9 protein-coding genes and 1 pseudogene are annotated in these 6,815 nt (G+C 56.1%); all 10 read left to right on the plus strand.

Annotation, left to right across the window (positions count from 1 at the left end):
* On the plus strand, window positions 1-765 hold the full coding sequence (gene traX / locus B9Y90_RS21145; RefSeq protein WP_085542470.1) for a type-F conjugative transfer system pilin acetylase TraX: 765 nt from the start codon (window positions 1-3) through the stop codon (window positions 763-765).
* Window positions 762-1,016 (plus strand): hypothetical protein, encoded by a 255-nt coding sequence (locus B9Y90_RS26525; RefSeq protein ID WP_139827438.1) that lies wholly within the window; start codon window positions 762-764, stop codon window positions 1,014-1,016. Before traX ends, B9Y90_RS26525 begins: the two co-directional genes overlap by 4 nt.
* Window positions 992-1,291 carry a hypothetical protein gene (locus tag B9Y90_RS21150; protein WP_085542471.1) on the plus strand — a complete coding sequence of 100 codons (300 nt, stop codon included), beginning with the start codon at window positions 992-994 and terminating at the stop codon, window positions 1,289-1,291. The genes B9Y90_RS26525 and B9Y90_RS21150 overlap by 25 nt, the downstream gene beginning before the upstream one ends.
* Window positions 1,292-1,360: 69 nt before the next feature.
* Window positions 1,361-2,203, plus strand: coding sequence for a DsbA family protein (locus B9Y90_RS21155; RefSeq protein WP_085542472.1), 843 nt, complete (start codon window positions 1,361-1,363; stop codon window positions 2,201-2,203).
* Between the two features lie 132 nt (window positions 2,204-2,335).
* A complete protein-coding gene (locus tag B9Y90_RS21160) occupies window positions 2,336-2,881 on the plus strand; it encodes a phospholipase D family nuclease (RefSeq protein WP_085542473.1) in 546 nt (181 codons plus the stop codon).
* A 149-nt stretch (window positions 2,882-3,030) separates the two neighbouring features.
* Complete coding sequence (locus B9Y90_RS21165; protein ID WP_085542474.1) at window positions 3,031-3,273, plus strand: replication regulatory protein RepA; 243 nt, start codon at window positions 3,031-3,033, stop codon at window positions 3,271-3,273.
* Window positions 3,274-3,504: 231 nt separating this feature from the next.
* Window positions 3,505-3,576 carry a RepA leader peptide Tap gene (gene tap, locus B9Y90_RS27580; protein ID WP_369678986.1) on the plus strand — a complete coding sequence of 24 codons (72 nt, stop codon included), beginning with the start codon at window positions 3,505-3,507 and terminating at the stop codon, window positions 3,574-3,576.
* Window positions 3,569-4,432 carry a plasmid replication initiator RepA gene (repA, locus tag B9Y90_RS21175; RefSeq protein ID WP_085542475.1) on the plus strand — a complete coding sequence of 288 codons (864 nt, stop codon included), beginning with the start codon at window positions 3,569-3,571 and terminating at the stop codon, window positions 4,430-4,432. The genes tap and repA overlap by 8 nt, the downstream gene beginning before the upstream one ends.
* 1,314 nt (window positions 4,433-5,746) lie before the next feature.
* Window positions 5,747-6,196, plus strand: a complete 450-nt coding sequence (locus tag B9Y90_RS21180) for a hypothetical protein (RefSeq protein WP_085542476.1) — start codon at window positions 5,747-5,749, stop codon at window positions 6,194-6,196.
* Window positions 6,197-6,492: 296 nt separating this feature from the next.
* Window positions 6,493-6,815, plus strand: a pseudogene (locus tag B9Y90_RS26540) (hypothetical protein); the annotation flags it as partial.

Here is a 6,815-nt window from a genome sequence, read left to right on the forward strand (position 1 = left end):
ATGATGAACACCGACGAAAGAACCCGCAGGCTAAACGAGACCTGGCTTCAGCGGCTCCTGACCTGGACAGATGGCCAGACTGACATGATGAAGCTTCTGGCGGCCTGCCTGATGGTCGTCGACCACGCGAACCGGGCGCTGCACCTGCATGCCACGGGGATGATGCTCGTCGGGCGCGGGGCGTTTCCGCTCTTCGCCCTGGCGTGGGGACGCAATCTGGCCCGGCATCGCGACATCCGCCAGGCCACCCTGAACCGGCTGTGGGTGTTTGCCTGCCTCGCGCAAATTCCGTATCTGAGCCTCGGCAATGCGTGGTGGCAGGGCAATATTTTGTTTGCCTTTGCGGTGGCGGGGCAGGGGCTGCACCTGTGCCTGCTGCGCACCGGGTCTGTCGGGCTGTTGGCCCTCGCCGTGGTCCTGCTCTGGCTGCCGTTCTCGGCGACCAGCTACGGCCTGCCGGGCGTGGCCCTGCTGATGGTCTCCTGCCTGCTATACCGGGCAGAAAATGCTGAGCGACAGGCCAGCTGCTTCCTGGCATGGGCAGCGCTGGTCCTGGTCATGAATCTGGATATCAGCCTCACGGCGGGTATCACGGGGCTGCTGGTCAGTATCCCGGTGGTGGGAACGGTGACGCGCGGCAGGGCAATCCCGGCGGGTCGCTTTCTTCCCCGGGGCGTATTCATGTTGTTTTACACCGGACACCTGGCCGCGCTGGGGCTGCTCGCTCTGCTGCTGGCCGGGCCGGTGAACGGAGGTATCACATGAAGACTGAATCGGAAATTTCTTTTGACGGCGGGTGCGAAGATAGCCATCACCGCAGGCGGGGCCAGGTGGCAGTGAGGCTGGAGCTGGCCGGGCGGTATAAACCTGCCGCCCGGGCCTGGGCCTGGGTGGCGAAACAGGTCCTGCGGGCAGACTGGCGGGCGTACGCCGAAGCCAGAGCGGCACGCTGCCGGCAACACGCCACGGGACAATCATGCGAGGGGGAACCATGTCAGACAAATATCACCCGTTGACGGAAGACCTGACGGAGTACGAGCGTTTTTTGCTGAACGCGCTGATTACGCAGGAGGAAGCTGCGCTGGGGCGGCCGCTACCTTCCCGGCGACGGCAGCAGCTGGCGGAGGAGGCCGCCGCGCAGCATGCGCAAGCGGTGAAGCAGGTGAAACACAGGAAAGCCCCGCGCGGGCGTCCCCGGAAAGTAACGGGAACCAAAGAAGCAGAGCCGGAGGCGAAGGAGGATTTTCAGTGGCGCAAGCCCGTGTCGTCCCGCCTGCTGCCCCCGCGTTAAATCGCCGGGTGCTGCATATCTGTCAGGTTTGACGAACAACATCTTATTTATCAACAGGAAATATTTCTTATGCTTAAAAAATCGAACATTGCCGCCGCCATTCTGCTGGGCGGCGTCCTGGCTGGGGTGGTGGCCCGGGATATCAGCCATTTTGCTCACGCGGAGGCGGCAACACCGGCCTCACCGTTTACTCCGGCGCAGGAAGCCCGCATCGGGGCGGTGGCTGCGGACTACCTGATTGCTCACCCGGAGGTGCTGGTGAAGGTCAGCGAGGCTCTGCAGGCCCGTCAGCAAGCCGCGATGATGAAGGCCATGACGGACGGGGCGCTGGCGCTCCAGTCTGAACTGCTGCATGACCCCCATGCGCCGTCCTACGGCCCGGCGGAGGCGAAGGTGGTGGTGACGCTCTTCTTCGACTACCAGTGTGTTTACTGCAGCCAGCTGGCCCCGGTGCTGACGAAAGTGATGAAAGCCAACCCGCAGGTGCGCTTTGTGTTCCGCGAGTGGCCCATCTTCGGCGACAGATGGCCAGCCTCCCGCCTGGCGGCAGAGACAGGCCTGAAAGTCTGGCAGCAGAAAGGGGCAGAGGCGTATCTCGTGTACCACAACGGCGTGTATGCCACCGGGCATAATGAAGGGGCGCTGACGGCGAACGATATCCGCACGGCGGCCGGGGCTGTGAAGGTTGACCCGTCGGCGACAGCAAAGGACAAGGACGTGCAGGCTGAGCTGACCCTCACCGGGCAGCTGGCCCGGAACATTGGACTCACCGGTACGCCAGGCCTGGTGGTGATGCCTGCTACGGGTGCCACGGCAGAGACGGTCACGGTGATCCCGGGCATGACCGACCGGGCGGTGCTGCAGATGGCCATCAACAACGCGGCTGGTCTGACCGATCCCGTTAAGCCGTAGCCCGGACCAGAATCTGCTGACGCCCGCGCGGGCGCGGTTGTCCAACCCCGGAAGCGGGTAAAAAACGCGTTTTCCCCCGCTCCCGGCGTTTTCAGTTTTACCCCTGAATCATTTTTTACTTCGAGGTATGCGATGAATTTTTGTTCATATCGCCGCCGGGCGCTGCCCGCTCTGCTCTGTTTTGCGCTGTCTGGCTTTATTCCTGCCGTGGCGGATCCATCGCTTCAGGCTGGCTTTTCTCCGGAAGGCAGTGCCCTTCAGCTGGTTCTGCAGACGATTGATACTGCACAGCTGAGTATCCGCCTGATGGGGTACACCTTCACGTCACCGGCGGTGGTGAAATCGCTAATAGCTGCCCGACGGCGGGGTGTGGATGTGAAAGTAGTCCTGGATGAGAAAGGCAACCGGGGGAAAGCCAGCCAGGCGGCAATGAACCTGCTGGTGAATGCGGATATTCCGGTGCGTACGGTAAACCGGTTCAGGATTATGCACGACAAGGTGATCGTCACTGACGGGCGTAATACGGAGCTTGGCTCTTTTAATTTCACGGCGAGCGGTGCGCGGGCGAATTCAGAGAATGTTCTGATTGTGCGGGATGACATCCAGGTTGCGCAGACCTATCTGCGGCACTGGCAGTCCCGCTGGGAGATGGGGGCGGACTGGCATTCGCCGTACTGACAGTCTTGCTGCACAGGTAGAGCGTCCTCCAGCTGTATATCGTGGGCCAACACGACGTACAGCCCCGGGGGTAAAGTTAAGTCGCTGATTCAGAAAATCTGTAGTATTCTCTGCCAGATAATCTTTATTTGATCCTTGGGGAGGCGGAAATGTCGCAGATCGAAAATGCAGTAACTTCCTCATCGAAACGAGCTTACCGGAAAGGCACTCCTCTGAGCGCTAATGAAAGAAAAATACGCTCTGTATCCCGGAAAAGAGAAACCCATAAACCTGTCAATGTCTTTATTCGCAATGCCCTTAAAGACAAATTAGACACCTTGTGTCAGGAATATGGATTAACGCAGGCGGAGGCAATCGAACTTTTGCTCGAACGGGAAAATCGTGGTGAATAGTCACATTTCTTGATCACAAGCTGTTTGAATGCTAAATTGCTTATCGTCTGAAAAATTTTAATGGCGGGCCACGCCGCAAGGTGGCAGGGAACGGGTCCGGAAATGATTTTCTCGGAGCCATAAAAGCGAAAACCCCGATAATCTTCTCAACTTTGGCCGGCTGAACAAGATATATCGGGGGATCACTAAGACTGCATAGAAGCTGTTGCTCTATGCAGGGAGTATATGTGCATGCTCAGAAAACTGCAATACCTTCTGTGCTTACTCCTCCGGCGCAACATAAGCGCAGGACGGCGTGAGTGACGTTCAGATACAGCACACCCTCTACCGGCAGGTAAAGAACCCGCACCCGGAATTTGTTCCGGAGAAAGGAAAGAAAACCCTGCCATTCTGCGAAAAAATCCGCGAGAAGGCGGCCGGCTTCACTCAGCGTATCGAGTTCCAGACGCTGGTTGCGATGTCTGTGGCCCGCGGCGAACGCAAGCGTCGCCCCCCTCCGCTGCGTATTCGCGCCCTGGAAGCCTCACTGCAGGCGCTGTGCTGGTATTTTAATCCGCTGGCCAATCGCGTGGGGGCTTCGCTCACGACGATGAGCATTCTTTGCGGACTGGCCACAGAAAAAAAACGCCTTTCGATCACCCGCTTTACCGGGGCCGTGCAGTTTCTGGCCCGGCTGGGTCTCGTGACCTATAACACCGAATACGACAAAGAGATCGGCTGCAATATTCCCACTGATATCACCTTTACGCCGCTGATGTGGCAGATACTGGACGTGTCAGAGGATGCTGTGGCTGCAGCCCGTCGCAGCCGGATTGAATGGGAAAACAAAAAGCGTGAAAAAAAGGGACTGCCACGGGCAGGTGTCGATGAACTTATCAGCGCCGCCTGGGCATTTGTGCGGGAACGCTTCCGGACGTATCAGAAGTCCCGCCGCGAGCACGGCATGAAACGCCACCGGGCGCGTAAAGATGCCCCCCGCACGCGGAAGGATATCGAACAGCGGGTGCGAACCCAGCTCAATAAAGAAATTGCGAAAGGCCGTTTCTTCGGCGGCCTGGACGCCGTGCGCGCGGAAATCGAGCGGCGGGTGACTGAGCGGATGAAACTCTCTCGCGGGCATTACACGCGACTCGGTGACGACCTGCTGGTCACCACCTGACAGTCCTCCTCTTTCATGGGGGGCCAGTGGAAGAATCCCCGAAAATGACGAGTCAGGCGCATGTGCGCCGGATTACCCCTGCCCGCTATTCGCCTTCGGGGTGGATTTCCGCGCCCACCTTCGGCCGCTGATTAAAACTTACTCACTGCCAGGGAGTGGCCTGGGCCTTACAACGACGATCTTGTGCACATAATCTCATCCGTTTAAGCCAGCTGAGGTCCGTTTCTGAGTTATCCACATTAACCACAAGAGGGTAAATATCTAAACTTATGCCCGGGTATGCGCTTAACCCCTGCCCGAATTTTTCCTAAACCGCGATGATCCTTTTAAAAACCCGATCACTATTCTTTTAAAGATCTGTTGTTACTTACCTTTAAAGAAAAAACCTGTTCATCGTCTGCCCTGTGGACAGACTCCAATAATGCCCGCCCTTGCAGCAGACTCACGTCCGCGCCGGTTCGGAAACAACCTGAGGTAGCTCCCTCGCGTTGCTCGGGCAGAGAAAGCTCCTGGTTTTCATCCGGATAACAAATCAATGGCTACACTGGGTGCTGGGGATTTCCCTGTCTTTGTGTGAACCCCGTTTCACTAATATGTGTGCTACTGGTTATCTATTCAGCCCCGCTGACAAATGGGGCTTTTTTTATGCCCCCTCGCAGTGCACTAGTTACAACATTCAGCATAACCATCAGAAAAAACCCTGGCCCGTGCACATCAATGACGCCTGCGCCCAGCCCACCCTGAAAAGCGCCGCCGCCCCGGGCCGGAGGCCCGGAACCCCCCCGCTTTTTAGATGGATGATGTAACTAAAGATTCGTATTGCGTTGAGAGGGGTGGCTGGGTGGTATGGGGTACACGCCCGTAAGCGGCCCTGACGGCCCGCTAACGCGGAGATACGCCCCGACTACGGCCTTGCCTTGTCGGGCCCACTCCGACGGCGCACAAAAGCTTCTGTATCGCTTTCAGCGGGTCTGGCTGTTCAGGGTGGGGGTTGTATCGGTGAAATCTATCGAACAGTAACCGGCTTCGCCGGGTCACGGTGCCCTTTACCCTCAGCGCCCTGTTCAGCTTCAGCTGGCACCTCCATGCCGCGCCGCGCTGATGCTCGACGGCGCAACCTGTACCACCATTTTCTGACACCCCCCTACAGGGACATCAGGCAGCTATTGTCTGAAAAAGACCCGCGCAAGCATCATAGATATACGTTGCAGTGGTAGTCTTTCCGTTCTTGGCATTGGGGTTTAGGGAACAACAGAGCAGTAAACGCCGTTAAGCGGTCATTTTAAATGAGTATTAAGTAAAAAGAGGTAGTTTATGAAGCTTAAACATCTGGGCACATCGGTGCTGCTGGCGGCAATGGTTTGCTGGAGTAGTTTATCTACGGCTGCCAGTGAACAGGAAGTGAATGCAAGACTCGATCAACTTTTCAATACACACCAGGAATATCATAACTTTCTCGATAACCTGCAAACACAGCTTATCAGCGAAAATAAAGTAGAAGTAGCAAAACTGGTTTCTTACCCCATTGACATTAATATTGATAGTAAAAAAGTTAAAATAAAAACCCCACAACAGCTTATTAAACTGTATGGTTCCATTTTTACCCCTGCTCTGGTGAAAACAGTCAATACCCAGCAATATAAAGATCTGTTTATCAACGCTCAGGGCGTAATGATCGGCAACGGGCAAATATGGTTTTCCGCTGTTTGCGGAGATAATCAGTGCAAAAAATCAACCGTGCTAATTACTGCCATCAATAAATAAGGTTCTGCTGCATCAAGACGAGGCAGGGTAATATTCTGCTTTTTGTGATATTACCCTCCCACGACTTTGATCTGAATCGCATTCATATCCCGTTGATATCACTGAGCAATGTGTCCACTGGTATCTGGGGTGCTCACTCAGCCTGCGCAGGCAGGTCACGAGGGTGCCGGGTAATCTCCTATAGTACAATAAGTTCCGATCTCTCAACTGGCCCCAACTGACATCGGCAGATATCGACGCGAAACAGACGTTCCGGGCATTCCCCGGGCCTCTATACCAGAAAGGACACGTATTCCGTGAAATACACTTTGATTGCCGTTTCAGCTTTCTTGCTTTTTTTAACCAGCCGGGTCATCGCTGAAACCCGGTGGAAAATTGAGAAGCCATACCTGAACAACCCGCTGACTACAGCCACCATCGAGGGGGTGGGCGAATACAGAGGGCTATCAGGAAAAGTCTGGCTCACTCTGTCCTGTCGAAAAGATGCGCCACCTGTCCGGGTGACGTTACAGGCTGAAAATTCGCTGGCAACACAGTTTCCAACGGGAGTTTTTGAAGGCCCCGGCGCGACGGGAGAAAAGGCTCGCCTCGTGAGTGCAAGAGTGGGTAAACAGACCTT

Origin of the sequence: Cedecea sp. NFIX57 (genome assembly GCF_900177785.1) — a bacterium.
GTDB lineage: Bacteria > Pseudomonadota > Gammaproteobacteria > Enterobacterales > Enterobacteriaceae > Cedecea > Cedecea neteri_C.